Source organism: Paenibacillus shirakamiensis (assembly GCF_017874255.1).
Lineage (GTDB): Bacteria > Bacillota > Bacilli > Paenibacillales > Paenibacillaceae > Fontibacillus > Fontibacillus shirakamiensis.
This window is the reverse complement of the sequence record NZ_JAGGLD010000001.1, coordinates 520,755-547,321: the sequence shown is the minus strand read 5'-3', so window position 1 is coordinate 547,321 and position 26,567 is coordinate 520,755. Positions and strand designations below refer to the sequence as shown.

At 43.1% G+C, this 26,567-nt stretch carries 33 protein-coding genes; 3 read left to right on the top strand and 30 right to left on the bottom strand.

Annotation, left to right across the window (positions count from 1 at the left end; translation table 11 throughout):
* Positions 1 to 2 precede the first annotated feature (2 nt).
* The 25 genes from ytfJ to J2Z69_RS02440 form a co-directional block, all read right to left on the bottom strand.
* The gene (ytfJ, locus tag J2Z69_RS02560; protein WP_209858866.1) at positions 3 to 518 is read right to left on the bottom strand and encodes a GerW family sporulation protein; all 516 of its coding nucleotides are present in this window, start codon (positions 516 to 518) and stop codon (positions 3 to 5) included.
* Positions 491 to 1,174: a DUF2953 domain-containing protein gene (locus J2Z69_RS02555; RefSeq protein ID WP_209858864.1), complete on the bottom strand. Its 684-nt coding sequence runs from the start codon at positions 1,172 to 1,174 to the stop codon at positions 491 to 493. Before J2Z69_RS02555 ends, ytfJ begins: the two co-directional genes overlap by 28 nt.
* 160 nt (positions 1,175 to 1,334) lie before the next feature.
* Positions 1,335 to 2,003, bottom strand: coding sequence for an SMC-Scp complex subunit ScpB (gene scpB / locus J2Z69_RS02550; RefSeq protein WP_209858862.1), 669 nt, complete (start codon positions 2,001 to 2,003; stop codon positions 1,335 to 1,337).
* Complete coding sequence (locus J2Z69_RS02545) at positions 1,972 to 2,763, bottom strand: segregation and condensation protein A (RefSeq protein ID WP_342591545.1); 792 nt, start codon at positions 2,761 to 2,763, stop codon at positions 1,972 to 1,974. The genes scpB and J2Z69_RS02545 overlap by 32 nt, the downstream gene beginning before the upstream one ends.
* Positions 2,764 to 3,457: 694 nt before the next feature.
* Entirely contained in the window at positions 3,458 to 3,580 is a 123-nt protein-coding gene (locus J2Z69_RS02540; protein WP_209858858.1) for a cyclic lactone autoinducer peptide, read from the bottom strand.
* On the bottom strand, positions 3,581 to 4,102 hold the full coding sequence (locus J2Z69_RS02535) for an accessory gene regulator ArgB-like protein (protein WP_209858856.1): 522 nt from the start codon (positions 4,100 to 4,102) through the stop codon (positions 3,581 to 3,583). It lies immediately after the preceding gene.
* Positions 4,095 to 4,724, bottom strand: a complete 630-nt coding sequence (locus J2Z69_RS02530) for a hypothetical protein (RefSeq protein ID WP_209858854.1) — start codon at positions 4,722 to 4,724, stop codon at positions 4,095 to 4,097. The genes J2Z69_RS02535 and J2Z69_RS02530 overlap by 8 nt, the downstream gene beginning before the upstream one ends.
* A gap of 16 nt (positions 4,725 to 4,740) precedes the next feature.
* Positions 4,741 to 5,052: a hypothetical protein gene (locus tag J2Z69_RS02525; protein ID WP_209858852.1), complete on the bottom strand. Its 312-nt coding sequence runs from the start codon at positions 5,050 to 5,052 to the stop codon at positions 4,741 to 4,743.
* A gap of 249 nt (positions 5,053 to 5,301) precedes the next feature.
* Entirely contained in the window at positions 5,302 to 5,703 is a 402-nt protein-coding gene (locus tag J2Z69_RS02520) for a PH domain-containing protein (RefSeq protein WP_209858850.1), read from the bottom strand.
* A gap of 351 nt (positions 5,704 to 6,054) precedes the next feature.
* The gene (locus tag J2Z69_RS02515; protein ID WP_209858848.1) at positions 6,055 to 6,489 is read right to left on the bottom strand and encodes a peptidylprolyl isomerase; all 435 of its coding nucleotides are present in this window, start codon (positions 6,487 to 6,489) and stop codon (positions 6,055 to 6,057) included.
* 180 nt (positions 6,490 to 6,669) lie between these two features.
* On the bottom strand, positions 6,670 to 8,004 hold the full coding sequence (gene lysA, locus J2Z69_RS02510; protein ID WP_209858846.1) for a diaminopimelate decarboxylase: 1,335 nt from the start codon (positions 8,002 to 8,004) through the stop codon (positions 6,670 to 6,672).
* Between the two features lie 104 nt (positions 8,005 to 8,108).
* The gene (locus J2Z69_RS02505) at positions 8,109 to 9,827 is read right to left on the bottom strand and encodes a spore germination protein (protein WP_209860447.1); all 1,719 of its coding nucleotides are present in this window, start codon (positions 9,825 to 9,827) and stop codon (positions 8,109 to 8,111) included.
* A 37-nt stretch (positions 9,828 to 9,864) separates the two neighbouring features.
* Positions 9,865 to 10,290, bottom strand: a complete 426-nt coding sequence (locus tag J2Z69_RS02500; RefSeq protein WP_209858844.1) for a stage V sporulation protein AB — start codon at positions 10,288 to 10,290, stop codon at positions 9,865 to 9,867.
* The gene (locus J2Z69_RS02495; protein WP_281069361.1) at positions 10,290 to 10,919 is read right to left on the bottom strand and encodes a stage V sporulation protein AA; all 630 of its coding nucleotides are present in this window, start codon (positions 10,917 to 10,919) and stop codon (positions 10,290 to 10,292) included. Before J2Z69_RS02495 ends, J2Z69_RS02500 begins: the two co-directional genes overlap by 1 nt.
* Positions 10,920 to 11,084: 165 nt before the next feature.
* Positions 11,085 to 11,840: an RNA polymerase sporulation sigma factor SigF gene (gene sigF / locus J2Z69_RS02490; RefSeq protein ID WP_209858842.1), complete on the bottom strand. Its 756-nt coding sequence runs from the start codon at positions 11,838 to 11,840 to the stop codon at positions 11,085 to 11,087.
* Positions 11,841 to 11,851: 11 nt separating this feature from the next.
* On the bottom strand, positions 11,852 to 12,304 hold the full coding sequence (gene spoIIAB, locus J2Z69_RS02485) for an anti-sigma F factor (protein WP_209858840.1): 453 nt from the start codon (positions 12,302 to 12,304) through the stop codon (positions 11,852 to 11,854).
* On the bottom strand, positions 12,301 to 12,654 hold the full coding sequence (gene spoIIAA / locus J2Z69_RS02480; RefSeq protein WP_209858838.1) for an anti-sigma F factor antagonist: 354 nt from the start codon (positions 12,652 to 12,654) through the stop codon (positions 12,301 to 12,303). Before spoIIAA ends, spoIIAB begins: the two co-directional genes overlap by 4 nt.
* 91 nt (positions 12,655 to 12,745) lie before the next feature.
* Complete coding sequence (locus J2Z69_RS02475; protein WP_209858836.1) at positions 12,746 to 13,933, bottom strand: D-alanyl-D-alanine carboxypeptidase family protein; 1,188 nt, start codon at positions 13,931 to 13,933, stop codon at positions 12,746 to 12,748.
* A 169-nt stretch (positions 13,934 to 14,102) separates the two neighbouring features.
* A complete protein-coding gene (locus tag J2Z69_RS02470; protein ID WP_209858834.1) occupies positions 14,103 to 14,927 on the bottom strand; it encodes a purine-nucleoside phosphorylase in 825 nt (274 codons plus the stop codon).
* A gap of 60 nt (positions 14,928 to 14,987) precedes the next feature.
* Positions 14,988 to 15,884, bottom strand: a complete 897-nt coding sequence (locus J2Z69_RS02465; protein ID WP_209858832.1) for a site-specific tyrosine recombinase — start codon at positions 15,882 to 15,884, stop codon at positions 14,988 to 14,990.
* 78 nt (positions 15,885 to 15,962) lie between these two features.
* Positions 15,963 to 16,199 (bottom strand): DUF4227 family protein, encoded by a 237-nt coding sequence (locus tag J2Z69_RS02460; protein ID WP_209858830.1) that lies wholly within the window; start codon positions 16,197 to 16,199, stop codon positions 15,963 to 15,965.
* Between the two features lie 152 nt (positions 16,200 to 16,351).
* Positions 16,352 to 16,819 carry a ferric iron uptake transcriptional regulator gene (fur, locus tag J2Z69_RS02455; RefSeq protein ID WP_209858828.1) on the bottom strand — a complete coding sequence of 156 codons (468 nt, stop codon included), beginning with the start codon at positions 16,817 to 16,819 and terminating at the stop codon, positions 16,352 to 16,354.
* Between the two features lie 95 nt (positions 16,820 to 16,914).
* Positions 16,915 to 17,559 (bottom strand): stage II sporulation protein M, encoded by a 645-nt coding sequence (gene spoIIM / locus J2Z69_RS02450; RefSeq protein ID WP_425354979.1) that lies wholly within the window; start codon positions 17,557 to 17,559, stop codon positions 16,915 to 16,917.
* A 78-nt stretch (positions 17,560 to 17,637) separates the two neighbouring features.
* A complete protein-coding gene (locus J2Z69_RS02445; RefSeq protein WP_209858824.1) occupies positions 17,638 to 18,828 on the bottom strand; it encodes an endonuclease Q family protein in 1,191 nt (396 codons plus the stop codon).
* Complete coding sequence (locus tag J2Z69_RS02440; RefSeq protein ID WP_209858822.1) at positions 18,821 to 19,390, bottom strand: NUDIX hydrolase; 570 nt, start codon at positions 19,388 to 19,390, stop codon at positions 18,821 to 18,823. Before J2Z69_RS02440 ends, J2Z69_RS02445 begins: the two co-directional genes overlap by 8 nt.
* Positions 19,391 to 19,487: 97 nt before the next feature.
* On the opposite strand from J2Z69_RS02440, the gene J2Z69_RS02435 reads away from it, so the two are divergent.
* The gene (locus J2Z69_RS02435; RefSeq protein ID WP_209858820.1) at positions 19,488 to 19,631 is read left to right on the top strand and encodes a Z-ring formation inhibitor MciZ; all 144 of its coding nucleotides are present in this window, start codon (positions 19,488 to 19,490) and stop codon (positions 19,629 to 19,631) included.
* A gap of 76 nt (positions 19,632 to 19,707) precedes the next feature.
* On the top strand, positions 19,708 to 20,907 hold the full coding sequence (locus tag J2Z69_RS02430) for a hypothetical protein (RefSeq protein ID WP_209858818.1): 1,200 nt from the start codon (positions 19,708 to 19,710) through the stop codon (positions 20,905 to 20,907).
* 96 nt (positions 20,908 to 21,003) lie between these two features.
* On the opposite strand, the gene J2Z69_RS02425 is transcribed toward J2Z69_RS02430, so the two are convergent.
* Complete coding sequence (locus J2Z69_RS02425; protein WP_209858816.1) at positions 21,004 to 22,125, bottom strand: M20/M25/M40 family metallo-hydrolase; 1,122 nt, start codon at positions 22,123 to 22,125, stop codon at positions 21,004 to 21,006.
* Positions 22,126 to 22,207: 82 nt separating this feature from the next.
* On the opposite strand from J2Z69_RS02425, the gene prli42 reads away from it, so the two are divergent.
* The gene (gene prli42 / locus J2Z69_RS02420) at positions 22,208 to 22,306 is read left to right on the top strand and encodes a stressosome-associated protein Prli42 (RefSeq protein ID WP_209858814.1); all 99 of its coding nucleotides are present in this window, start codon (positions 22,208 to 22,210) and stop codon (positions 22,304 to 22,306) included.
* Here the strand turns inward: prli42 and lipB are convergent.
* The 4 genes from lipB to J2Z69_RS02400 are packed head-to-tail and all read right to left on the bottom strand — an operon-like array spanning position 22,296 to position 26,450.
* Positions 22,296 to 22,991 carry a lipoyl(octanoyl) transferase LipB gene (gene lipB, locus J2Z69_RS02415; RefSeq protein ID WP_209858812.1) on the bottom strand — a complete coding sequence of 232 codons (696 nt, stop codon included), beginning with the start codon at positions 22,989 to 22,991 and terminating at the stop codon, positions 22,296 to 22,298. The two genes, prli42 and lipB, sit on opposite strands and share 11 nt — an antisense overlap.
* A gap of 25 nt (positions 22,992 to 23,016) precedes the next feature.
* Positions 23,017 to 24,402 carry a dihydrolipoamide acetyltransferase family protein gene (locus J2Z69_RS02410; protein WP_209858810.1) on the bottom strand — a complete coding sequence of 462 codons (1,386 nt, stop codon included), beginning with the start codon at positions 24,400 to 24,402 and terminating at the stop codon, positions 23,017 to 23,019.
* A gap of 33 nt (positions 24,403 to 24,435) precedes the next feature.
* Complete coding sequence (locus J2Z69_RS02405; RefSeq protein ID WP_209858808.1) at positions 24,436 to 25,422, bottom strand: alpha-ketoacid dehydrogenase subunit beta; 987 nt, start codon at positions 25,420 to 25,422, stop codon at positions 24,436 to 24,438.
* Complete coding sequence (locus J2Z69_RS02400; protein WP_209858807.1) at positions 25,422 to 26,450, bottom strand: thiamine pyrophosphate-dependent dehydrogenase E1 component subunit alpha; 1,029 nt, start codon at positions 26,448 to 26,450, stop codon at positions 25,422 to 25,424. Before J2Z69_RS02400 ends, J2Z69_RS02405 begins: the two co-directional genes overlap by 1 nt.
* Positions 26,451 to 26,567: the final 117 nt, after the last annotated feature.

The following is a 26,567-nucleotide window of genomic DNA, read 5'->3' as shown; positions in this document are numbered from 1 at the left end:
GCTTATAAATTATGCCCGTATTGACTTTGACTGGTGGAAGATTCTTTTACTGTCACATTGATTTGTTCAGGTGGTACAGAAGTCGAAGAAGAATTCGACGAGGTTGATGATTTACTGCTTCCCGAAGCAATCATCGTCTGAATTTTATCAATAATGTTAGGGACAGCATCAATCATTTTTTCTACAACATGAGTCTGATTATCCAAAGGTACGACATGTACGCCCTGCTTGCCTACAACGAGGAAAGCAATCGGATTAATGGAGACCCCACCCCCGCTACCACCACCAAATGGACGGGATTTACCTTCTGTTGTACTGGTAGGACTTTGAGCAAATTTCTCATCAATGTTAAAGTCACTACCTCCAGCCGCAAACCCAAAACCAACCCGGCTTATAGGAAGGATCACGCTACCATCCGGAGTTTCTACGGCCTCACCTACGATCGTATTTACATCAACCATCTCTTTAATGTTTTCTAGAGCTGTTTGCATTAGCCCTTGAATAGGATGCTCTGCCATTTCTTAATTCCTCCTTTCACTTTTAACACACGAACTATAAGCACTAGTCCAGCATACATAGCATATCCACACCGAATTTGTGCTATGCAAGTCATTTTTGTGGAAATTTGAGGTTTCAACCCAAACAGCGGAATAATATGAAGCTTAGGTGCCGTCTCCATTTGCAACAGATAGGATAACCCACCAATTAAACTGCATTTGAGGGCCCATAGACTTCCCGCAAGTATGGCCGTCTGGTCGGCAGCATCTAGACAAATTTCAGTAGTCCAATCCAAATGAGTTACTTTCACATGACGTAACGTTTGAAAAAGCCACATCTTGATATCTTTGGTTGCCTGTAAAATCCTTCTAAATTTATCTCGCCAGTCCTCTACCTGCGCTTTATCAATATTTTGTTTCTCCTCGGAATGATGCCTTTTTATGAAGTTATCTTGGGCTTTTTCCTCGACAACAACTCCCTCTTGCATATCTTTGAAGATGATTGAAGGAATTTCATATTGATATTTGATCATACCTGCTAAAGCTTTAGCTTCCACAATGATGGTATCATCTTTATTTTTCTTCACAATATTCAGGGTCAGCCTGATTTGGGTCATCATCACCGCAAAGAGGAGTACTGCTATAATGAGCACCCCTCCCCCTATCCAAATCCACAAGATTGCACACCCCCCATCCTGCCTTTAAATAGAAACTATAGATTAGTATGGCGCTAGGATAAGAAAACCATTCATAAAAAGGAAAAAAAAACCGCTCATTAATAAGCGGTTTTTTTTGGGGTATCCTTTTCAGTTCAACAGAATTCCAAGATTTCAAACCTTACTTTTGATCCGCAACCCAGCTTTGATCATCTAAAGATACTGCAATTTCTGTATCCACTTGGGGACTTTCCTTCACGTCATCAAACGTAATTTGTTGTTCCTCGAGCTTCTGAAAGAGCAGCTGCGTCTCTTCTTCAAGATTCTCTTGATTATCGAACTCTTCCATATCGGGAAGGTCCACAAGACTTCCGAGTCCAAAGTAATCTAAGAAAGCTTTGGTAGTTCCGTATAAAATAGGCCGTCCAATTGCTTCTGCTCTGCCTATCTCTTCAATCAGATCTTTATTGACCAAAGTATGTATTGCTCTTTCCGACTTTACTCCTCGAATCTCTTCGACATCTACTCTTGTAATTGGCTGACGATAAGCAACGATAGACAAGGTCTCCAAAGCAGCTTGAGAAAGCGAAGAGCGTGAAGGTGAGTAAGCTAACTTTTCAAAATAAGGAGCATGTTCCGGAATCGTAGCCATTTGGTAGCCGCCGGCAATCTGAATAATTTGCAATCCACGTCCTGCTTTTTTAAAAGCCTTTTTGAGATCTTTTAGTGCATCTATAATGACATCATTCGGCTGATCTAGTACTTCAGACAGCTGTCTAACAGTTAGTCCCTCATCTCCTGCCAGGAAGAGTAAACCCTCAATAATTGATTTCAGTTTCTGATAATCCATCTAACTTTCCTTCTCCTCTCCACTCCATCACAATATCTTCAAACAGCCTGTCCTGGTAACAGACAATTTGTCTCATCTTCATCAGCTCTAAAATGGCTAAAAAAGTTACAACGATCTCGTGTCGGTCCATTGAGATATGAATTAATGTTGAGAACATCACTCGGCCACCTCGGCCTGATTGTTCCAAAGTAGTCACCACATCACGAATCCGATCTTTAACTGAGATCTCATCCCGGTGTATACGCGTGACAATATTGCGTTTGGCAGCTTTGCGAATTGCCTTTTGGAACATAGCGATCAAATCCCCAGCATGAAGCCCTTTTACCGGATTCTCTACAATCTCAGGCATGAACGGACTTAAGTCCTCCGGCTCCTTTGAAAATATTAAACTTCGCTCCCACTCTTTGTCATGAAGATGTTCCGCTATGCCTTTATATTTGCGATATTCAATCAGCTTCCGAATGAGTTCCTCCCGAGGATCCTCTTCTTCTTCATAGTCATCATAGAATTCTTCTATCTCAATGACGGGCGGCTTGGGTAGGAGAAGCTTACTCTTCATCGATAAAAGAGTAGCCGCCATCACCAGAAATTCACTTGTAATCTCTAGTTCAAGTTCCTGCATACTGTGTAAATATAGTAAATATTGATCGGTAATGTCGCTGATTGAGATATGCTGAATATCTATTTCTGCTTGATCAATTAAATGAAGCAGTAAATCCAGCGGTCCTTCAAAAGTCTCCAGCTTATAAAGTACGGTCACTTGCTGCTCCTCCACCCAAAATAAAAAATGCAGCGCCCGCACATACGGGCCCTACATTAAATAAGCACTATTTTAACTGTTTAGTCAAGTTTGTCATCTTTGTTGTAGCAAGCCTATATTCATCCTTTATTGCCTGCCTTCCTTACAGCCCCTATCCAAGGCCTGCTTGATCTCCTTCGTAATCACAATTCCTAAAAAATGCGGACGTACCAACCCTTATGGCTATTCCAGTGGTTTCTAAGAGCATGAAATGCACACTAGCCAACTAGGGTAATCCCAGCCCAATGATTAACATTCTAAAGATAGTAAAGCTCAGTCCTCACTGGTATTTTCCAATTTTTGGTCAGCGCATCTCAACTCGTTAAACCATGAATATAAAGACTATATCCCTCTTTTTTAGACAACGCAATACAGAGATAAGGCACTCAATGTGTACCACCAGAGCTACCTAATTTGAGAATATCATCCTCTTCATTACTCTGACCGTATTACCTCAATAACAAGCTAAAATTAAATCTTCTGCTATTTAACGTAGATGTTCAATATCTAGACGAACCCACTGCGTATATAGCTCTAATGTTGTATGTACTATCGATGAAATTCAGTGAGATATAAAGGGTATACATTCCCAAAAGGGAACTTTTGTTCATAACCTAATAACAGGAACATTGTAATACTTATAGATTATGAATTTCTATACTAAGAGTTCATCTGGCGTTTCACCACTGTATAAGTACAGTACACTCGCCGGCTTTACTGTTAGTATCGCTAATGCAGACAACCAAGTAGCAGCTTTAAAAACAAAGGATCTCATCATTCATTTCACCTCCTTCCATGGAACTAGAGTCAGCGCTTGGAGAAGAAAAGATACGGCTAACGTAGGAGATCCAATAAGGAGATTTATCGCCACGATGAGAGTTGAAGCTAGCTTTAATTTCGGATAATGTCTAGATTTAATTCTGGATTGCTTCTCGATATCTGAAGGTGCAAATAGAAAGACAAGAATTATATTTAATATATTTAACACAACGACTACGCTATAACTAAAAGTTAACAATGAAAGGATCACAAATGCCGCAGTAGTTATCAGCACACACTTCATCCCTGATTTTAAGTGGATGCCCCCAGATACCATGCGCAAACCGGGAAAAGCAACTAAAATCATGAGCATTTCAGGTATTGTTCCAATCCACTTAGATATGAATATACATAGCCCAATAATCATGAATGTATTAATCAAGATGCCTAATGCATGTTTTAATACAGCAATTGAAGCTGGATGCTCAGGGACCAATCGTTTGATCCCCGTCGCAATGTGTAAAGCCATAGTTTCAATCAAACTCATCTTTCTCCTTTATTACCGCATAAAACAGCAAAAAAGATAAAGCTACTGTAAAGAAGATAATATTTAGCCATATTTCATTTAAAAATAATATGACTGTTATGGCGATGAGAAATATAAACATTAGTGCTAATAGAACAATATCCTCTGATTTTAACCGCACCTTCTCGAAATCAAAAGTAAAGCCAAATCTGAGCTTATAGATGAAATGTGATATTCCAATAACGACTACGCCGGTAGAAAATTGGCCTATGTAACCATTTATAGGAATTCGCATTGCCTCAGCAATAGAACCAAATATCGCTATCAATAGTGCCGTTTGAACAATACCAAATATGAGGAAACCTGCTATCGTAAGTGAGAAAGCACCAATCAAAGGTATTTTGACAACGGTTCTATAAAAAAATGTGAACAACAGAATACTAATAACGGGTACCATGTATGAAAGGTCATACTCGTTTCTTAGTACAAAACTCTGTAAATTCATTAGTAATATAATAAATAATGCTTGCCATGTGTATTCATTAGGTTTGTATCTAAAAAGGGACATGCTTAGGTAGTACCAAGCAAATGTTTCAATTGTCGAAAATACCATGAACCCTAAAGGCTCTAGCGACATTCATGACGCCTCCACACTAATTATTCTTTTTGTCTCGCCATTCGGATAACTTGTCCAAATATTGATTTATTGTTTCTTCAGCCCACAGCGGTCTTTTACCCACACAAGTATTTGGTTCTGGAAAGAACTTCGTTTTACGAGTATGGTGCAGGTTCTTTGGATCGATTTCAATTCTTTCTGCGACTTCTTTGCTCCCGAGTAAAGGAGGTAATTTCTTGCCGCTAGTGATCTCCCTCTCTTTCTCTAACTCATCTAATAGCTGGTTAATAACTCTGCAGGCTTCTCCACCTAACTCCCGTGCTTTGGCCCGATAGCTGCTTAATAACACAAAACATACCTCCTCTGTCATATTGCCTATTAAGTAATTTTGTGTAATTGAAATATAAGGGAAAGCCGTATATTTCACAAGAGGTTCCCGTAATTTTTTTTATTCGTTCTGCCCAAAATTCCAAACTAAAAAAAATTACACGATAAAAAACCTTCGTAGGATGAGAATCCTTCGAAGGGTACATTGTAATTCAATGCATGGCTCTACTTAATGGATAAAAACATAATGCCAAAGCTACATACGTACTAGCTAATTAAAGGATTCACCTTGATCTACAGAACCTAAAATATTCGCTGCCGTACGTAGCGGATTATTCATCGCAAATTTTGTAACAATATTATCAATATGACTATAGACTTCGCGAGGAGCTTTTATTGACTTTAGCTCTTTTATGGGTGTATCTACATCGGCTACATTCAGAAGAATAGATCCACAACCAAATATACGTTGCCAAAATGGTAGAGTAATACTCTTATCAAGTACTTTATAAAAGTCTAACTCATCTTCTACTACATTTAAAAAACCTCGTCTAGTCACTAGCCTTTTTTCATATACAAAGTATTTCGTAAATGAAATGGGTAGTCCCAAAATTGTACATGTTCTACCTGACCATATTAAAGCTCCTCGGGTTGTGCTTTCTCTGTTAGACACTAATTCTTACCCCCTATATGTATTGAATAGCATATGTAGTTACACGAAGAGAATTCAGTTATGTTTCAAATCATGTCACAAACATGTATTAGATAACTTTCACTGTGACTACGATTTTTTCCATTTTATTTAAAGAAATTTCACTCCAATGAATTTCAAAATTATATGCCTTATCTTTCTCAGGTATTTAAATCTTTCAAATGTAAAACCAATTGTATTTGGCTTGACTGAAGTTGCTGTTACTTTAAACGAATCTTTTAAAATAATATCTGGGCCTGTTGTATTAAAGTCTGGAGAAAGACAGAAAAACCACTTAAGGATCACTCCTTAAGTGGTTTTTGTCTACAATTACTATTCTTCCCAGACAGTAACTTCTTTCATCTTATCGCCTTGTTTAGCAGCGTCAATGAATTCCATACCTTGCGTTACTGCACCGAATACTGTGTGTACGCCATCCAAGTGAGGTTGAGGTCCGTAGCAGATGAAGAATTGGCTACCGCCTGTGTTTTTGCCTGCATGAGCCATGGAAAGAACACCTTTCGCATGCTTCGTTGTGTTTGTTGAAGTTTCGCAATCAATAGTGTATCCTGGGCCACCTGTTCCGTTACCTGTAGGACAGCCACCTTGAGCTACAAAACCAGGGATAACCCGGTGAAAGCTAAGTCCGTTATAGAAACCGCTGTTCGCTAATTTTTCAAAGTTAGCTACTGTGTTTGGTGCTTCTTCTGGCAAAAAGTCGATAAGTACTTCTCCACCATTTTCAAGAACAATTTTACCTTTTTTCATTTGGTTTCACTTCCCTTTGTTTGCTTGATTTATCCTGCTTCATATAAAGTTTACCTATTGATTTTACTTCATTAGCTATACTAGATGCAATGTTAGGAGGAAGAACGAAGTAAGAAGACTCTGCTAACATGCCTGATATGAATCAAAAAAGCAGATGCGTAAGGCATCTGCTCCTTCTGTTTAAGCGTTCAATGACGGTTGTTTTTGAATTCTAGCCGGGATCAGGTCGTTCGCAACAATATCATTCAATGATTCTCTGCGCACCACGATATCACTTTGACCTTCATTTACGAATACAACTGCGGGTCTACGAATTCGGTTGTAATTACTAGCCATGGCATAGTTATAGGCTCCTGTACAGGATACCGCGAGTAGATCTCCCGTGTTCACTTTTGGAAGCTCTACATCCCAAATCAGCATATCTCCACTCTCACAGCATTTACCCGCAATAGATACAGTCTCCTCAACTGAATCATTAGCACGGTTAGCTAATGTAGCTTCATACTTGGATTCATACAAAGCGGGGCGCGGATTGTCGGTCATTCCACCATCAACAGCTACATATTTACGGACACCAGGAATATCTTTGCTAGTACCCACGGTATAAAGCGTCGTTCCCGCATCCCCAACAATGCTACGGCCTGGCTCCACCCAAATTTCTGGAAGAGTAGTGTAAGCAGCAGCAAAATGTTCTTTCACAGCGTCCGTAATAGCTTTAACATACTCCGATACTTTCAGCGGCGTATCCCCATCCATGTAGCGAATACCGAACCCTCCGCCTAAATTGACCACTTGGAAGGTAACGTCCGTTTCTTGTTTTACTTTTACAGCAAAAGCAGCTACACGCTCTACCGCCATTTGGAAGCCTTCAACTTCGAAGATCTGAGATCCGATATGTGAATGCAAACCAAGCAAATTCAAATTGGACTGGGATGCAGCGAGACTTACGGCTTCATAAGCAGAACCATTTCCAATATCAAAACCGAACTTGGAATCGGTCTGACCTGTCGAAATATATTCGTGCGTATGGGCTTCAACCCCAGGGGTTACACGAAGCAGAACATTTACCTTTACTCCGTTGTCTTTAGCTATGGCATTTAGCAGATGAATCTCGATGAAGTTATCAACGACAAAACATCCAATTCCCGCAGTAATCGCCATTTGGATCTCTTCAGGTGTCTTATTATTGCCATGAAAATGGATACGCTGAACCGGGAAGCCTGCTTCTAGTGCCGTGTGTAGTTCTCCCTCAGATACGACATCTAGCGAAAGACCCTCTTCTTCAGCTAGTCGGCACATCGCAAGCGTACAGAAAGCTTTACTTGCATAGGCCACTTGGAAAGACAGTCCAGAAGCTTTGAACGCTTCCACATATTCACGACTACGCTGACGAACGAGCGCCTCGTCTACAATATAAAGAGGTGTACCATATTGTTCTTTCAGTTCTACTGTATCGCAACCTCCAATTTCGAGGTGACCTTGTGCATTAATTGTACTTGTACCATGTAAAAACATCTGGCAATCCTCCGATATATCTGATTTTGACATTAGTATAGCAAACATACCTGTCCAGAATAATGGATTTTTGCGCATTTGATTTGTGTTATTTATCAGACGGATTACTTCTCTTTTTTCACTTTCAGACGGGTGTTATCTCTAGTTTTGTTGAAAGACGGGCGCTGTTTGGCATAAAGGACGGGAACCCTGATCAAAACAGACAATAATGCTTTTGCATTAAATGGAATGAACGGCCACAAATACGAAGAGTTGTACGAACGACGAATAGTCAGCAGCAATATAAACAGCGTTACCCCTCCGACTAGTCCAGGGGCTCCGAAAATAGCTACAGCGACAAGAAGGAACAATCGAATTAACCGATTTGCAAGTCCCAATTCATAACTCGGCGTGGCGAACATCCCTATCGCTGCCACCGCCATATACAGTACCACCTCATTGACAAAAAGGCCTGTTTTTACAGCGATATCCCCCACGAGAATGGCAGCGATTAAACCCATGGCAGATGCCAAAGGAGTAGGGGTATGAACGGCAGCCATGCGCATCAAATCCACTCCAAATTCCACAAGAAGAAACTGCATAATCAAAGGGATTTTCGCTTGCGCTTGAGGACCAATGAACGAAAGTGCTGGAGGTTTAAGTTCAGGATGTACAACCATGAGTAGCCAAAGGGGGAGCAGGAACAAGGAGGCTAATATTCCACAGAATCTCACCCATCTTAAATAAGTTCCCATCGTAGCTGTCTGTCGATTCTCCTCCGCATGCTGACACAAATCAAAGAAGGTCGTCGGCAAAATCATCGCACTGGGTGAGGTATCCACCAAAAGGACGAGTCGACCTTCTAGCAGATGAGAAGCCACGACGTCAGGACGTTCCGAATAACGTACGAGCGGATAGGGATTCCATCCTTTTCCTACAACGGCTTCTTCGAGTTGTTTATCTGCCAAAGGGATACCATCGATGTCGATCGCTTTAATCTTGGTTCGTATGCTTTCTACCTGAATTTTATCTACAATATCATCGATATAAGCGATACTTACGTCCATACGTGTTCTTCGGCCCACTTGGAGTACTTCAAATTTTAGACCCGGATCCCGTAACCGTCGCCGAATGAGAGCCACATTGGAAAGTAACGTCTCAGTGAAGCCATCTCTGGCCCCCCGAACCACTCGCTCAAGCGATGGCTCTTCGGGTCCACGCACAGGAAAGGTCCGGGTATCCATCACAATCGCTGTGTTTTCTCCCTCAATGAAGAGGGCGCTATTGCCGGTAAGCACCTTATTTAATACACTGCTCAGCTTGTCTATCTTCTCGACCTGCATGTGTGGAATATAACAACTGAAGAAGGCATCTACTGCTCCGCTAGATAAAGACTCCGGTGTAAGGTAAGTTAAGCGTTTGATAATCTCTTGGATGATATTGTCCTTCGCGAAGCTATTAATAAAGAGCAGTCCTGTCTTTCGACCGCCAAAAGCCATTTCACGAAAATCCACGTCAAAACTTTCACCTAGTCCCATCACTTGAGTCAGCGTCTCTTTGGTTACTTCTAATTGGTCACTGACTTCATCTTTACCCTGCCAATACACGATGGACTCTTCTATATTTTCCGATTGTTCTGCTTCTTTTTTTGAAGTCCCTGTAGCAGAGGAGTTTGAAGATGAACTAGCTGATTCCCTTAAAGGGGCATCTTCTTTAGCTTGCTTCGTGTGCTCTTGGGATGATGCCCTATCTTCTCCAGTAGACTTAGATTCAGGAGAACTGGGCTCATCTCCTGTACTTGTACTTCCGGGAACCGGCCCAGGAAGATCATCTTGAATTTGCATATCTTCGTCATGCATGAGCACTTCACCCCTTCTGCCTTTAAGGCTGATAAATAAACCACTCGAATAAGGAACCTGCTACTTTACCAAATACCATAGCTAGCAGTAACCCAAGTACATACTTTTGCATATGAAGTCGTTTAGCCAATATCGGTAATACATTCAAAACTTCGGTTAAAGCTGCGGCGAACATTCCAATAAATATGCCATTTAGTAGACCTACAAAGCTTGTAATCAATCCCCAGTTCAAATAGAACCGAACATTCCAGAAATCCATTATGGTTCCTAGAAATGATCCACAGACCATAGCCCCTTCGTACCAGTGCACTTTATCGTAGGAGCGGGTTAGCTGAGCTAACCTTGGGATGATATCCAAAACAACGAAAAGAGCTATTACGCCGGCCCCTACGGCTACTCCACCCGCTAATCCAAGAAAAATAAGAATAGGACCATAAACTAGCGCCATCACTCGGATTGTTCCTTGATCGGCTCGTGTACCGACTTCCTAAATTCTTCGGAGATGACATATTGATTCATATTTTCTTGATACAGGTACATTTCCACCTCAAGCGGCGTCGGTTCTTCATTCCACTTCTTCTTAAAAATATGATTAAAGAAAATAACCATCCCAAGTCCAATACCAATGGAATACGCACCTTGGAACAAATAAGGATGTTCATCTCTCTTACCCGTGATCATCTCTACCAATCGTATCTGAACTTTGGGCATACTTACATCTTCATGAAAATTCATAATCGTAAGTACAGAACCAAAAAACAGGAGTAACCACACCAATACAAACAAAATTTTGGAAGGTTTCTTCTCGTCTTTGGCGATTTCCACCAAGGTTTGAGGTTCGCCAATGTATTCAACATTACAATCGGGAATTACTTCATGAATACGAGCAATGATATAGAGCAAATCCATGATCATCCGATTCCCATCCTGTACTTCAGGTCGATCCAGCACGATATTCTTTAATATTTGTTCATTCTCTGAAGGTGCTAAAATTTGTGCGATATCCCCAAGATGCACAGACATCCCTGCTGGCAACCTTACATTTTTGCGTAATCGCAAATAAATCGTGGGAGCCAATTACAATCACTCCTTTCTATGAATGAACCTAGTATGCATCGTGATCCCTTTTTTTACTCTTATTTCCTCTACAAATAAGCTCCACTGGGCACATACTTTCCCTAAATGAATGCAAAAAAACGCATCGCATAGTCGATCTGCGATACGCTGTATTCCAACTCTCATTCATTGTGCAATTTGATCTTTTATATTTTGGAGTATCTTCTTCTCAAGCCGGGACACCTGCACTTGTGATATTCCAAGCCTACTCGCTACCTCAGACTGTGTTTGATCTCGGTAATATCGAAGGTAGACAATAAGCCGCTCCCGTTCACTCAGTCCATCTAAAGCTTCATGCAGAGCTAACTTATCGAACCATCGATCCTGAGATTCATCTGCAATCTGATCCATGAGGGTAATGGGATCCCCGTCATTCTCGAAGACGGTCTCATGAATTGATGCTGGAGGTTTGTTCGCCTCCTGGGCAAAGACGACTTCTTCCGGAGTTACCTCTAACGAATCCGCTACTTCCTTAATTGTAGGCAGACGATTGAGGATTTTGGCTAATTCATCTTTCTTTTTCCGAACTTTGTTCGCCATTTCTTTAAGAGAACGGCTCACTTTCAGTGTGCCATCATCTCTAAGAAATCGCTGAATTTCTCCGATAATCATAGGTACCGCATATGTGGAGAATTTGACATCATAACTCAAATCGAACTTATCTACAGATTTAAGCAATCCGATGCATCCGATTTGGAACAGATCTTCTGGATCATAGCCCCGATTCATGAATCGCTGTACAACCGACCAGACCAGACGAATATTAGAGTTCACCAACGTGTCTCTAGCCACCGTGTCCCCTGACTGACTCAGGGCAATCAGACGTTTAACTTCAGCATCATCTAAGTAATTCTGAGAGGTCACTTTCACATCGGCACCCATATATCCAACCCCTAATTGTATAGAGCTTTCTTGGATTCAATCCTCTTCTTCATGCGGATCGACGTCCCGCCGTCGATATCACTGATCAACTCGAATTCATCCATGAAATTCTCCATAATGGTAAAACCCATGCCAGAACGCTCAAGTTCAGGCTTGGAGGTATACAGCGGCTGTTTGGCGAGTTCCATATCCTCAATCCCCCGTCCCTTGTCTTCAATCGTCAAAGAGACAACATCCTGTTCAATAGCTACTTCAATATAGACAATACCTTCAGCATCGCTATCATAGCCATGAATGATACAGTTCGTTACCGCCTCCGATACTACGGTCTTCAAATCTGTAATTTCATCCATGGTTGGATCGAGCTGTGTGACAAATGCAGCGACTGCTACACGGGCAAACGATTCATTTTCCGATTTGGCAGCAAATTGCAGCTTCATGAAATTGCGAGTTGCATCCGTCATAAGGCCACCTCCAGTTCAGAGAGAGCGAGGCCCTCATTATCAAAAACAGGCATAATCTTAAATAATCCTGACATGTCAAACAGTCGATAGACTGAAGCATTTACATCACAGACAGCCATACGGCCTCCCTTTTGCTTAATCAGCTTGTATCTGCCAAGAATAACCCCCAAACCTGAGCTATCCATGAATTCCAGAGCTTTCAGACTGAACACGATATGTCTACAGCGCCCTCTCAAAATCTCTTCATCGAGCTTAAGCCTAACGGATTCGGCTGTATGATGATCCAGTTCTCCGCTGAGTCTCACGATAAGCGCATCCCTATGCTTTTCCAGCTCCATTTTCAAATTCACGTCTGTTCACTCTCCTCTCTGACAATGAACACTCATTCTACAATGCGAAGGACGATTCCTGCACCCCGACAAAACTAGAAGAAAACTCCTATCAATCTACAAAAAACAGTTTGGATGTGGTCCGTTTGAAGAGCGTCCACCAGCTTGCTTTCTCAATAGGCGATGTAGCACGTAGATCATACTCTTTGATGACATGGTCACCTTGATATACGACTAATTTCCCGATTAGCTGATTCTCTTTCACCGGGGCGGAAATGGTTGCAGGAGCAATGAGCTTGTGAGTGATCTTCTCATTTGAGGAAGATTTCTTCACCAGCACGCTATAGGGATGTGAAGCTGCTAATTGCAGTTCTTGGGTATCTCCTTTTTGCACTTGAACCGTACCTATGACATCTCCCTTTTTGAAAAGAGACTTCACCGCAAATTGGGAAAATGCGAAATCGAACATGTTGCCCACTTCGCTGTTGCGGATTTTGGTATTGGGTTCACCCAAAACAACAGCGATTAGGCGTAGTCCCTCTCTTTTTGCTGTAGCTGAAAGGCAGAATTTAGCTTCTGATGTATAGCCCGTCTTCAAACCATCCGCTCCTGTATAGAACCGAACTAACTTGTTCGTATTCACAAGCCAGAAAGGCTTCGCTGAATCTTTGCGGAGATAATCCTGATACGCCCCTGTATATTTAGTAATCTGTTTATGTTTGAGCAGTTCCCGGCTCATCACAGCTATGTCATGGGCGGAAGAGTAGTGATCGGCCGTAGGCAGACCATTGCAGTTCGCAAAATGTGTATCTTTCATCCCTAGTTCAGCAGCTCGCGTATTCATCATCGCCACGAATTGAGGCTCAGAACCTCCAAGCTTCTCAGCCATAGCGACAGAGGCATCATTCCCTGATGCCATGGCAATGCCCTTCAGCATCTCATCCACCGTCATCTCTTCGCCGGGCTCCAAGAAGATTTGTGAACCACCCATTGAAGAAGCATATTCACTTGCCTTTACTTTGTCGGTCAACTTAATTGTGCCTTTGTCAATAGCTTCGACGGTAAGTAACATCGTCATAATTTTGGTAATGCTTGCCGGAGGCAGCTTATCATGACTTTTTTTCTCGAATAATACCGTGCCTGTATCTGCATCCATCAACACAGCGGAACTTGCACTCGGTGCTAGTTCGGTATTAGCATTAGGCTGCGCTGGTGCTTCCCCTTTCGCAAATCCTATGGGCAGCATCGCTGTAAAGGTCAAAAGAATAGCTAAAGCAAAAGAAATCCACTTTTTATTCATCCCTCTATCTCCTCTCAAAACTTAAACTCTGATAGCTTAGTATTGTCCCATGCTGTCCAGAATATTCCTGTGAATCTATAAAAAAAGCAGACATCCCTCGGAAATTCCCGATAGGACATCTGCTTCTTAATTTATGGAGTCTATGTTTCTTCTAACCTTACTAACGAGACTATAGCTTTGGAATTAGCGTTAATACTAAACCCAGGAATTTCTCACGCACCAATTCGGTCGTCTCCATCACTTCACTATGAGAGAGAGGTTGATCCAGAATGCCAGATGCCATGTTGCTAATACATGAAATTCCGATCACTTCTATCCCGGTATGACGAGCTACAATAACTTCGGATACCGTCGACATACCTACAGCATCCGCACCTATAGTACGCAGCATCACGATTTCAGCTGGCGTCTCATAGGCAGGACCCAATAACCCGGCGTAGACTCCCTCTTGCAAAGTAATGTTCAGCTCACCGGCTACATCACGAGCCAAACTGCGTAGACGACGGCTGTAAGCCTCGGACATATCTGGGAATCGTGGACCGAGGTTATTATCATTAGCCCCAATAAGCGGGCTAGTCCCTGTTAGATTCAAATGATCCGAGATCAACATAAGATCTCCTGGTCTAAAGGAGGTATTTATTCCACCAGCTGCATTCGTTACAAGCAGTTTGCTCACGCCAAGCTCTTTCATCACACGTACTGGGAATGCAGTAATCTCTGGACCATATCCCTCATACATATGAAATCTGCCCTTCATGAGAACAACTTGACGACCACCGACGGTGCCCAAGATCAATTCTCCTGCATGCCCTTCTACCGTGGACTTAGGAAAATGTGGAATGTCACTATAATCGATCGTAATCGGATTTTCAATATGATCAGCTAATACACCGAGTCCTGAGCCTAAAATTAATCCCACCTCAGGTATCGCTCCGGATTGTTGTTTGATGTAATCTGCGGCTTCTTGAATGATTCCTTGGTTTAATGTAGTCATCTTCGTAATCGCTCCATTTCATATCTTCTGTAATCGTCTGTGATTATGTAGCAGGCATGCTTAGGTCTCGGGCTTCGCCCTGGGATGATGATGCTGATAGACCGTTCGCAAGCTTTCTTTGGATTTACTCAAGTATGCCTGAGTCGAGATCGGTGCTGTATGACCGAGCATTTCTTGAACCGAACGGAGATCAGCGCCACTGTCCAGCAAATGTGAAGCGAAAGAATGGCGAAGCGTATGAGGTGTAATTTCAGTGGATATGTTCGCTTCTGCCGCCACCTTTTTCATCAACTTCCAAAAGGCTTGCCGGGACATGCTATCCCCAAATCGACTCACAAATAAAGCGGTAGATTCGGGATTAGCTAGCTCTGGGCGCCCTCTCTCCAAATAAGCTTCAAGCTTGTGACGTGTCGTCTCTCCAAAAGGAACTATCCGTTCTTTACCTGTATCTTCCGCAGGGCGAACAAACTTTAGAAATAAATCTACATCGGACACCCGCAGCGCAATGAGCTCGGATACTCTTAGACCTGTACCATATAACAATTCTAACATAGCCTGATCCCTTAGTCCCGCAGAAGTAGATGCATCTGGAGTAGACAGAAGCCTTTTGACCTCTTCCAGACTCAGAATCTGTGGTGGGTTCTTTACTACCTTGGGAAGCTCCACCGAAATCATCGGATCATAGGCGATCAGGCGCTGCATAGCTAAATAGCGAAAAAAAGAACGCAGAGACACGGAAGCCCGAGTAACAGAGGCCGAAGCTCGTCCAGCCTGAAATAACCCATTAAAATAGGCGGCTAACTGTACCCTAGTGATCTGATCCACACGAACACAGCCATTTTGCTCCATATTTTCAGAGAATTTCTCTAAGTCACTTTGGTATGATGTAAGGGTCGCTTCGCTTCTCCCTTTATGATTTCTTAGATAGTCTAAAAAAGAGGCGATCTGCTCTTTCAATGCATTCCCTCCTCACTTTTATGATTAGAATACATTATGAAATAGCGATAACTCATGGGTACCTTGTTGCTATCACTACTACTCCCCATACCAATAGAACATCTTGAGCCTCTCCACAATGGAATCTCCTTCCCCTTGTGTAAGCTCATCGTGATGAAAAGCTTTAACAGCTGAGCCTTCTGGAGTTCCGTATTTATCTGACGGAAAGGTCATCACATCGAGCCATCCCATCATTTTATAAAAAAGAAAAGAAAGCACCAAAAATATCAGAATCAACTTGATCATTCTAAGCCATACCCGTACAGAAATAATCATCTTGTCACCTCATTTCTACTACTAAATCTAGGAGCGCCTTCGCTGTCTCTCTAATTCAGTATATAGACAAGTAGACTTACTTATGTGTGGCAATGACTCAAAAAAAGCCCTCAACCTGTGTACGGCTGAAGAGGGCTTTCACTAACTTACAATTATTCGCTATCGCTAGTCTTGTCTTTATCTTTGTCCTTGCAACGATAACATATTCCTTGAAAATCTAACCGATGATCCAACACAGTAAAGTTATATTCGTTCTCTAGCCGCTCTTCCAAAGGTCCTAACCAGTCTTCGCGGATTTCATCCATAGCCCCGCATTGCACACATATCAAATGATGATGATGATGCTTCGTAGTATCCGTACGCAAATCATAACGGGCTACACCATCTCCAAAATTAATCTTCTCTACAACATGAAGTTCACTCAATAACTCTAATGTACGATAGACGGTAGCTAGTCCAATTTCGGGAGCTTTATCTTTAACGAGCATGAACACATCTTCGGCGCTCAAATGATCGTCTTCATTCTCGAGCAATACCCTAACTGTGGCTTCCCTTTGGGGCGTCAACTTATAACCATGGGATTGCAGTTGCTGTTTAATTTTATCGATCCGTTCTTCCATGTTTAACCTCCCCCTTGGAAAAAAAGCCGAACCATTGTTCTACAAATCACTTCTTTCATTATAGGGGGATTTAGTCAGCAAAGTCAAACATTTTACTATAGTGTAGAAGCGGTTGAAGCCTGTTCCAGTATGGGAGCTACCCAGCTGATCATAACCGGTGTTACCCATGTCTCAAATGTTGAAATACCCAATATAATGACAGCCATACTTATAACCATGAGGGAATAATTCATAAAAGGTTTGGCCATCGACCCATGCCGCCTTAGCATGACACGGCTCCGAATAATGTTGAGTGAGAAGGTAACCGCGGCGACACTACAGACGAGCAAGGCTGGGATGAGGACTAAATTATGCGGTGCGATGGAGACGAGTGCAAATAAGAGTCCAGACCATGTATACTCTCCGATCAGACAGCCAACGGAGAATCCTATGAGTACCCCTTTTAAAAAGTCGAGTACTAGTATTCCTGGTAACCCGATAACAGATAATCCGAGAATCCAGATCAGACCCAACCATTTTAAATTTAATAAGGCAATGCTCCAAAATCCTGCTGCATCTTGCATGCCACCCGGCTTATAATTCGTAACGAAATCCCCCAGATACCTAGAGATATCCTGTTGTTGTTCTAATGTGAGTGCATTTACCATGAGAGCCCCGAATACTACACCCATCAGAAAAAGCACAGTCACGAATATATAGAGGGGGATTTGTTCCTTGAGTGTATTTCTAAACGTTCGCAGCATAGTTGTTCTCCTTCCTTGTCCACAGTTACCCTTGTTAAGAGTCTATGAATTACTGGAAAAGACTATGCTAGTGTTCTAAGGATGGACGATTTTGCCATAGGTCCCTCCTCCACCTGCGGATACAATTAAAGACCCGCTGCGAGCTTCCGATATACGAACAGCCAATTCCTCCCCAACCACATCCGCAATCTCGGCAGTCGGAACGTGGTGAAGAATATTCATTTCTGTACCGAATCGCTCCAGCAATCGTTCTCTCTTGGAGGGACCTAACCCTGGAATGAATTCCAGTGGAATTTGGTAGTAATAGGGTGGACGATTGGCGGGTGGACGAGATACCTCACGGTCTGCGATAGATATAATTCGATCTAGCACGCCTCTTACTAGCTTTGGGCTTCCACAGTAAGGACAGCGCTGTCTCGTTACATCTTGTTCATCAATAATGCTCTGGCAGGTGGCGCAGTAGCTTCTATGGTACTTGCCGAGTCTTGGATTTAATCCATAATTGGCGATAACTCTACGCCCTTCTTGACGCGCCAGCACTTTTTCAAATTCACGATAGTTCAGTTCAGCCAGCTTCATTTCGTTATATTCTCGCCCAATTTTGCCAAGAGAATGGGCATCAGAATTAGTAAGGATCGTATAGGAATCCAGTTCACTTATATACCCAGCCATCTCCGTATCTGCACTGAGCCCTAGCTCCACAGCACTGATCTCTTCCAGATTAAGCACCTTAGCCATTTGGTCTGCAGCACTGCCGTATATACTTTTATGTGGAGTGAAAATATGTGCGGGAATCACCATTCCGCCCATGCCATATACTTGCTTCTGTAATTCCCGCACAGGTGCATATAATCTCTGCGAACTTAAGCCCACATTTTTCATTCTTGTCGATAGCCAAGAGGTAAACTGCTCCATTATAGAGAGACTTGGAAAATACACTAGGAGATGGGCAGGTGCCATGCCCGGTTCACGAATTTCAATCTCACTGCCTAATAAGATGGTGGTCCCTCGGTACTGAATGCCCCCATCAGCAAGTTCCTTCATCTCTCCCTTCATCAGACTTGAATGAATATCTTCCTGTACGCCAGGTGCATGGCAATCTATGATTCCGATAAGCTCAATACCTTTACGATGTGCAGCTTCCGCAGCAATCCGGCTAAAGGTAAGATCGCGACTCCCACTAATCTTGACGGGTTCATCGCGTCCTGTGCGCCCAATATGAATATGAAGATCCGCATAGCAACTGCGCAGTTCTGGCTCACGCATGCCCGAATTGACCTGTATTCATGGCGAGTTCCCACATATATACGGCCAGCAAAGTTTTGGCATCGGCAATCCATCCATCAGCCACGTATTTTTTAACTTCAGCTAGATCTGCTTCATGAACTTCCACGAACTCATCTTCATCTGGAGAAGATGCCCCCTCTATCAGATCTTCCGCCAAGTACAAGTGAATGATTTCATCTGCAAAACCCGGAGAAGTATAAAAAGAATGTAAGAGTCTAATTTTCGAGCAATCATAGCCCGTCTCTTCTTTTAATTCTCTTTGAGCAGCTTCCATTGGATCTTCGCCTACTTCTAATTTACCGGCAGGAATCTCTAATTCGCATCTTCCCATCGCTTGTCGATATTGATTCACCAGCAATAATTTCCCTTCCCTCACTGCAAGCACAGCTACGGCCCCCGGATGGCGAATAATCTCTCTTTTGCCTTGCGTACCGTTCGGTAATTCAACTGTATCTACTTGGAGTGATATTACTTTTCCTTTAAAAATCTGCTCACTTGAAATCGTTGTCTCATCTAATTGAGGATTTGGGGACTTTGTCATCTTTTTCTGCCTCCTAATAGTGAACTGCGCATAACTTGTCTCTTTAGAACATATGGTGTTAGTATATCAAACCTCACTCAAAAAGGAGTCCTTTCCCATGAAAAGCTATTTAACTCTGGATCAGTGCCGCATCTGCGGAAAAGCTTGGCAGGTTCGCATTCAACTTGCTCAGTGGCAAAAGGAAGCAGGACCAGCTGTCGCCATTAAGGATTTTTTAGCGTGGCGGGTACAAAAACCATAAATATTTTACATTTTATACAAAAGATGAATACATTTAGTGTCCATTTATGGTATGAAGAAGAGAGGAGGGTTGTCCTGTGGAAAATAAACGGTTCGTTCGCCCAATAAATAACCTCACTAAACCGCTTTTGGTCCTTTATCAGCAGAGCCTCAAATGCAAAGATCGCGGTGATTTGAAGGAAGCGATATCCTGTCTAGAATCGGGTCTCATGTCCACATTTAGTACAGACTCATCGCAAGTAAGCGATACGCCACTGCTAGCCAAATGCTGGCTTGAGTACGGCCGCCTTCTACGAGCAGACAACCAGCATGCTAAAGCAATCTTCGCTTTAGAACAATGCTTCCTAAGTCCAGATCATAAGCGCGAAGCTATGGTATTCTGGGCAGACCTTTTGCACGAAGAAGGGTATAGCGATTGTACCATTGCCGAAAGGCTAACTGACAAACTCAATTTCGCCTCGGATTCTAAGGAAATGTGTATTGAAATTCTTTGTCTTATTGGGGCTTACGAAACCGCATACGTTTATTATGATCAGGAAGATGTCGAATCCCTCACAGGGGGTCTCAAGCAACTGTATATGGAATGCTTGGTTCGATTAGCAAAATATGATGACGCTCTCACATTCGCCTCTAAGGTGATGGAGACAGGGCAATTACGCCAAGTGTTCTATGATCCTATTGCTATGGATGCCATGCTCTGCAGGTGGGAACAAGGCGACGAAGAATATCTTAATATTCCAAACCATCAGCTATTATCCGAAGCGCTAAAGCGAGCTGTAAAGTTAGGGTTCCATCGCCTAGCCACTCAAATCGCCACTAAGGATGACTATCTCAAATGCGAATTAACTTTGCACATGTACTCAGAGGGATACACGCAGGCTGCAAAATACAGAATGGACACATTACATTTAGACACTATGCAAGATTACAATAAGCCATTAGCTAAAGAGCTTTCCTTTATAAAAGGGGAGATGTACTACGATGAAGAAGACTATGAGATCGCTGCAGATCTTTTTGAAAGTCTTATCGACCTTGATCCACTTGAACCAAGCTATCGTTTTGCCGCAGCTTCTTCCTATTTACAGCAGTCCGCTAGACAGATGTCTAGCAAGCTTGAATCTTCTATTGAGAATAATATCGTAATGATAGAGCGTACTTATCACTATCTAGACATTATTACCCAATCTTTATATATCGTGCATCGCTCCAAATGGCACACAGATTGGGGACCTGCGCAGCGACGGAATCGACAAGCTATGCTTCAATTTTATATCTAGCGAATACCATATAAAAGACTGCCTTTCAGAGGATGACACTTTGGGTCAAGTTCTGAAAGACAGCCTTATTTTAGTACCTAGCTATGATCCTCTTAGTTACGCTTTTACGGTCCATTTAATAATCTCAAGAACAAACTCAGCACCCTTAACAATATCATCGGCATGAATTCGCTCTTGCGTCGTATGAATATTCTCATAACCTACAGCTAAATTAGCAGTGGGAATTCCTAATCCATTGAAAATATTCGCGTCACTCCCCCCACCCGAAATAAATGTCTCACCGGATAAGCTTAGGGACTTTGCAGCTCGCTGAGCCAACTGAACTACAGGAGAATCCTCACTATGCTGGAAGGAAGGGTATAGTATATAACTATTCACTTTACCGGTTGCGTGATAGTCTGTACAAGCCGATTCGACAGCTTCTTTCATTTCGGCAATTTGCTTCTCTACCTTCGCTTGAACGATGCTTCTTGCTTCGGCATATAGTTTCACATAATCCGTTACAATATTGGTCGCCCCCCCGCCCTCGAACTTGCCGATATTCGCCGTCGTCTCTGCATCAATCCGGCCCAGATTCATACGCGAGATCGCTTTACCCGCTACTTGGATCGCACTGATTCCCTCTTCTGGATTCACGCCTGCATGGGCAGATTTACCGAAGATCTCAATTTCAACCTTAGCCTGTGTAGGAGCTGCGATACAAATCGAACCCACTTCTCCATTAGAATCGAGAGCATATCCATATTTTGCATACAATAACTTAGGATCTAGCGATCTTGCTCCAAAGAGACCTGACTCCTCGCCTACGGTAATGACGAACTGAATATCCCCATGAGGAAGTTGATTCTCCTGCAGCGTCTGAATCACTTCAAGCAATGAAGCAAGTCCTGCCTTGTCATCCGCACCTAAAATGGTAGTCCCATCACTCGTAATCCATCCATCTTCACCGACGATGGGCTTAATGCCCACGCCCGGCGTAACGGTATCCATATGACATGTGAATAAAATGGGCTCTGCCTTTACCGTACCTTTTAAATTTGCAATAAGGTTCCCTGCGCCGTGCCCAGTAACTGCTGCTGATTCATCTTCGATCACTTCTAATCCAAGGCTTGTGAATTTCTGCTTTAGAATATCAGCTATCGCTCTCTCATGTTTTGTCTCACTGTCGATTTGGACAAGTTCCTTGAATAAATCGATCACACGCTCTTTCTGAATCACTGGACTTTCCTACCCTTCTGTTATGCGTTAGAATGAATGGACATGCTATTGTAGCCTTATTTTCTATAAAGGAGCTAATCTCATGCCCAAGAAATGGATGAAAATTTTCATTTATCTTATGCTGTTTGCCATGGTCGGTTCAACCCTACTCATGGTTGTAGAACCTTTGTTCAATCGTTAGAGGCATCTGTCCAAGAGACATCATAACCAAACACCTGACTGAAATAAGGAATGATGTCTCTGGCCGCCTGCTCCACTGATATTTGTATACCCGCTGCGTCCTCCAAGGAAGTGACCCCGAACTCTTGAATGCCACAAGGAATGATCCCCTCAAATCCTTCATGTTGAATCCCCGACTTGATATTAAAAGCAAATCCATGGCTGGTCACGAATCCTCGTCGACCACGGCATTTGTTGAATTTAACGCCGATTGCGCATATTTTCAAAGCCCCAACCCATACCCCGGTATACTCTGATTTGCGACTACCCTCTATGCCAAAGGAAGCCAGATAATCGATAATCACCTGTTCCAAATCTCTTAAATAGCCGTGCAGATCTAACCCCTTGGAACCATCTAATACTAAAATAGGATAGCCCACAAGCTGGCCTGGTCCATGATAGGTAATATCCCCGCCACGATCAATCTCAAACACTTGAATGCCTTGCGCTTGAAGCTGTTCGGGACTTAGCAATAAATGTTCTGGATGACGCTGGGATCCAATCGTATATGTAGGTGGATGCTGCAAAAGCAGCAGGGTCTCCTGCTGCTTCTGTTCATCCACGCGCTTCACGATCTCTTTCTGGAGTGCCCATGCTTCACCATAATCCATGATGGGCCGGTAACTAGCTTCCAGTGTTTTCGTCATGATGCCACGCCTCTTTCCTATAGGCTTAATAGACTTGAGTATCTAGTGTATACCCTTCAATGTTATCTTTCACGCGCTGCATGAAGCGGCCGCAAATGACACCATCGAGAATTCGGTGATCCAGCGACAAGCAAATGTTAGCCATGGAACGAACGCCAATCATATCATTAATGACAACCGGACGTTTTACAATGGATTCAAAGGTTAAAATAGCCGCCTGCGGATAGTTAATAATCGGTTGTGACAAAATGGAACCAAAGGATCCCGTGTTGTTCACGGTAAACGTTCCACCTTGCATATCATCTAGCTTCAACTTGCCTTCGCGAGTCTTGCGAGCGAGTTCTTCGACTTCTCTAGCCAACCCCGCAATGTTCTTCTGATCCGCCTTCTTGATAACAGGTGTCATCACAGAATCATCCGTTCCTACCGCTAATGATATGTTGATATCACGTTTTACGATAATTTTGTCCACGGCCCAGACGGAATTCATAATGGGATAGTCCTTAATTGCACTGACTACCGCTTTCATCAGAAAGGCTAAGTAAGTTAAATTCACGCCTTCTTTGGCCTTGAATTCATTTTTTAACTTATTTCGGAGCTGAACTAGATTCGTCACATCAACCTCAATCATCATCCATCCATGCGGAATCTCAGACACACTTTGACGCATTCTCGTAGCAATCGTATTTCGAATTGGCGTAATATCAATATATTGCTCAGCTTGGCCACCCTCAACCTCAATCGTAGGCAGCTTAGGGGTATCACTTAAATGCATTCCTGTGTGTCTAACCGGCTCATTAGCTCGTTTCTCAGGAGAGATCGCAGCAACTGGAATGCTACTCTGCTGAGTAGATACTACACTTTCCTGTTGAGAATTCGATGGAACTTGAGCTTGTACGGGTGTAGAAGCAGGGATGTTAGCTAAATTCCCACTTCCTGTGCCCACACCAGATTCGACATAGTTCAGTACATCTTTACGTGTAATTCTTCCACCTAACCCACTGCCTTTAATCTGAGACAAGTTCAGTCCATGCTCAGCGGCCAGTGTCTGCACAGCTGGTGAATAGCGATTTCGCTGAGATACATCTTGGCCCGTGAAGTCCAAGGACTGCTGAACTTGGGGTTGCCCTTGCTCTTCAGCTTGTACCGGCTCTTGTCCTTCAATCCCGATCTGACAAATGATGGTTCCTACATCAATCGTATCGCCTTCCGCAGCAAAAATCTCGCCCATAATTCCATCTACTGTAGAAGGAAGTTCAGCATTTACTTTATCCGTAATCACTTCACAGATTGGTTCGTACTGCTCCACCGGATCTCCAGGCTTCTTGAGCCATTTTCCAATTGTAGCAGAGACCAAAGACTCCGCTAATTGGGGCATGGCTACGTCCGTCCACAATTTGTTAGATGACATATACTCACTCCTAATCTGTTCACAACCTATATTTTAGAAAAGTGCAAGCTCAAGCATAGCTTCTTTCACTTTGTCTTTGCTGAGCATGAAAAATTTCTCCATCGGAGGGCTGATCGGCATAGCCGGAACATCCGGGCCGCACAGTCTCTTAATTGGAGCATCCAGTTCGAATAGACATTCTTCTGAGATAATTGCAGACACTTCTGCGCCGATTCCACCCGTTTTATTATCTTCATGAATAATAAGTACTTTGCCTGTAAGACGAGCAGACTCGATTATGGCTTCTCGGTCTAGGGGCTGTAGTGTACGCAAATCCAAGATATGAACCGTAATTCCCTGCTCCTGTAACAGTTCTTCCGCCGCCTGCATAGCAAAATGCAAAGGAAGACTATAGCCAATCACCGTAATATCCGTACCTTCACGGATGACATTCGCCTTACCAATCGGAATGATATAGTCATCCAAAGGCACGTCTTCTTTGATTAACTTATAGCATTTCTTATTTTCAAAAAAGAGTACGGGATCTGGATCGCGCACAGCCGCTTTGAGCAAGCCTTTGGCATCGTAAGCTGAATATGGTGCGATAATCTTAATCCCTGGTGTACCAAAGAAAATCGATTCCGGACACTGCGAGTGATAAAGTCCACCGAAAATACCGCCACCGATGGGCGCACGAACAACCAGAGGACAGCTCCAGTCATTGTTAGAGCGGTATCTTATTTTAGCTGCTTCGCTAATAATTTGATTCGTGGCCGGAAGCATGAAGTCTGAGTACTGCATTTCCGCAATCGGCTTCATTCCGTACATAGCTGCGCCGATAGCAACACCTGCAATCGCTGATTCGGCAAGAGGGGTGTCCATAACGCGATCTTCGCCAAATTGCTCTTGAAGTCCTTTGGTGGTCGTGAACACGCCGCCTTTAAGGCCAATATCTTCTCCAAGTACGAACACGTTCTCATCGCGCTCCATCTCTTCTTTCATGGCAAGACGAATGGCTTCAATATATTCCATAACTGGCATTAGAGCACACTCCCTTCATCCCCATGGTAGACATGCAATAAAGTATCTTCTGGCTTAGGGAACGGAGCTTTATCCGCAGACTCAATCGCCTCTTTGAGTTCTTTTGCAATCTCAGCAGACATAGCTTCGTCTTGCTCCTCGCTCCAAATCCCACATTCGATCAAGTATGCCTTTAACTTCGGCAGGCCGTCCTTTGTCCAGTTCTCATCGACTTCATCTTTGGTCCGATAAGCTAGATCATTGTCAGACGTGGAGTGCGGAGACAAGCGATACATCATCGCCTCAATCAAAGTAGGACCTTCACCACGAATGGCGCGTTCTCTTGCTTCTTTGACGACGCGGTATACTTCCAAAGCATCATTCCCATCTACCCGAATACCTGGGAACCCGTATCCAAGAGCACGATCGCTTACTTTACCTGCCAACTGCTTATGAATAGGTACGGAGATCGCATACTGGTTATTCTCACACATGATGATAACTGGCAACTTATGAACCCCAGCAAAATTACAACCCTCATGGAAATCGCCCTGGTTGCTGGAACCTTCTCCAAAAGTGACAAAAGATACGATATCTTTCTTCTGCATCTTAGCTGCAAGGGCCACGCCCACAGCATGAGGTACTTGTGTAGTTACAGGGCTTGAACCTGTCACAATGCGCAGGCGTTTACTTCCGAAGTGCCCCGGCATTTGACGTCCGCCACTGTTCGGATCTTCAGCCTTGGCAAAAGCAGACAACATAAGTTCACGAAGAGTCATGCCAGCTGCTAAAACAGCTCCGTAATCTCGGTAGTAAGGAAGGAAGTAGTCGCGACTTCGATCTAGTGCGAACATCGCCGCTACTTGAGCCGTCTCCTGACCTATACCAGACACGTGAAAGTTAATTTTGCCTGCACGTTGCAGGAGCATATTGCGTTCATCGAACTTTCTGGCCATCAAAGTATATCTGTACATATCGATCACTTCAGCATGAGTCAGTCCCAACTGCTCATGTTTTGTTTTGGTATTCACCGTTGATTTCGTATTCATAGGGGAGTTACCTCCTTAATTATAGAGCCAAAGACCTCAGTCAATGCCTCGTCTTATAACCTGGTACTAAGACTAGGGTTAACTCTATTATAATCCCTTTCATCCTAAAAAGAAAAC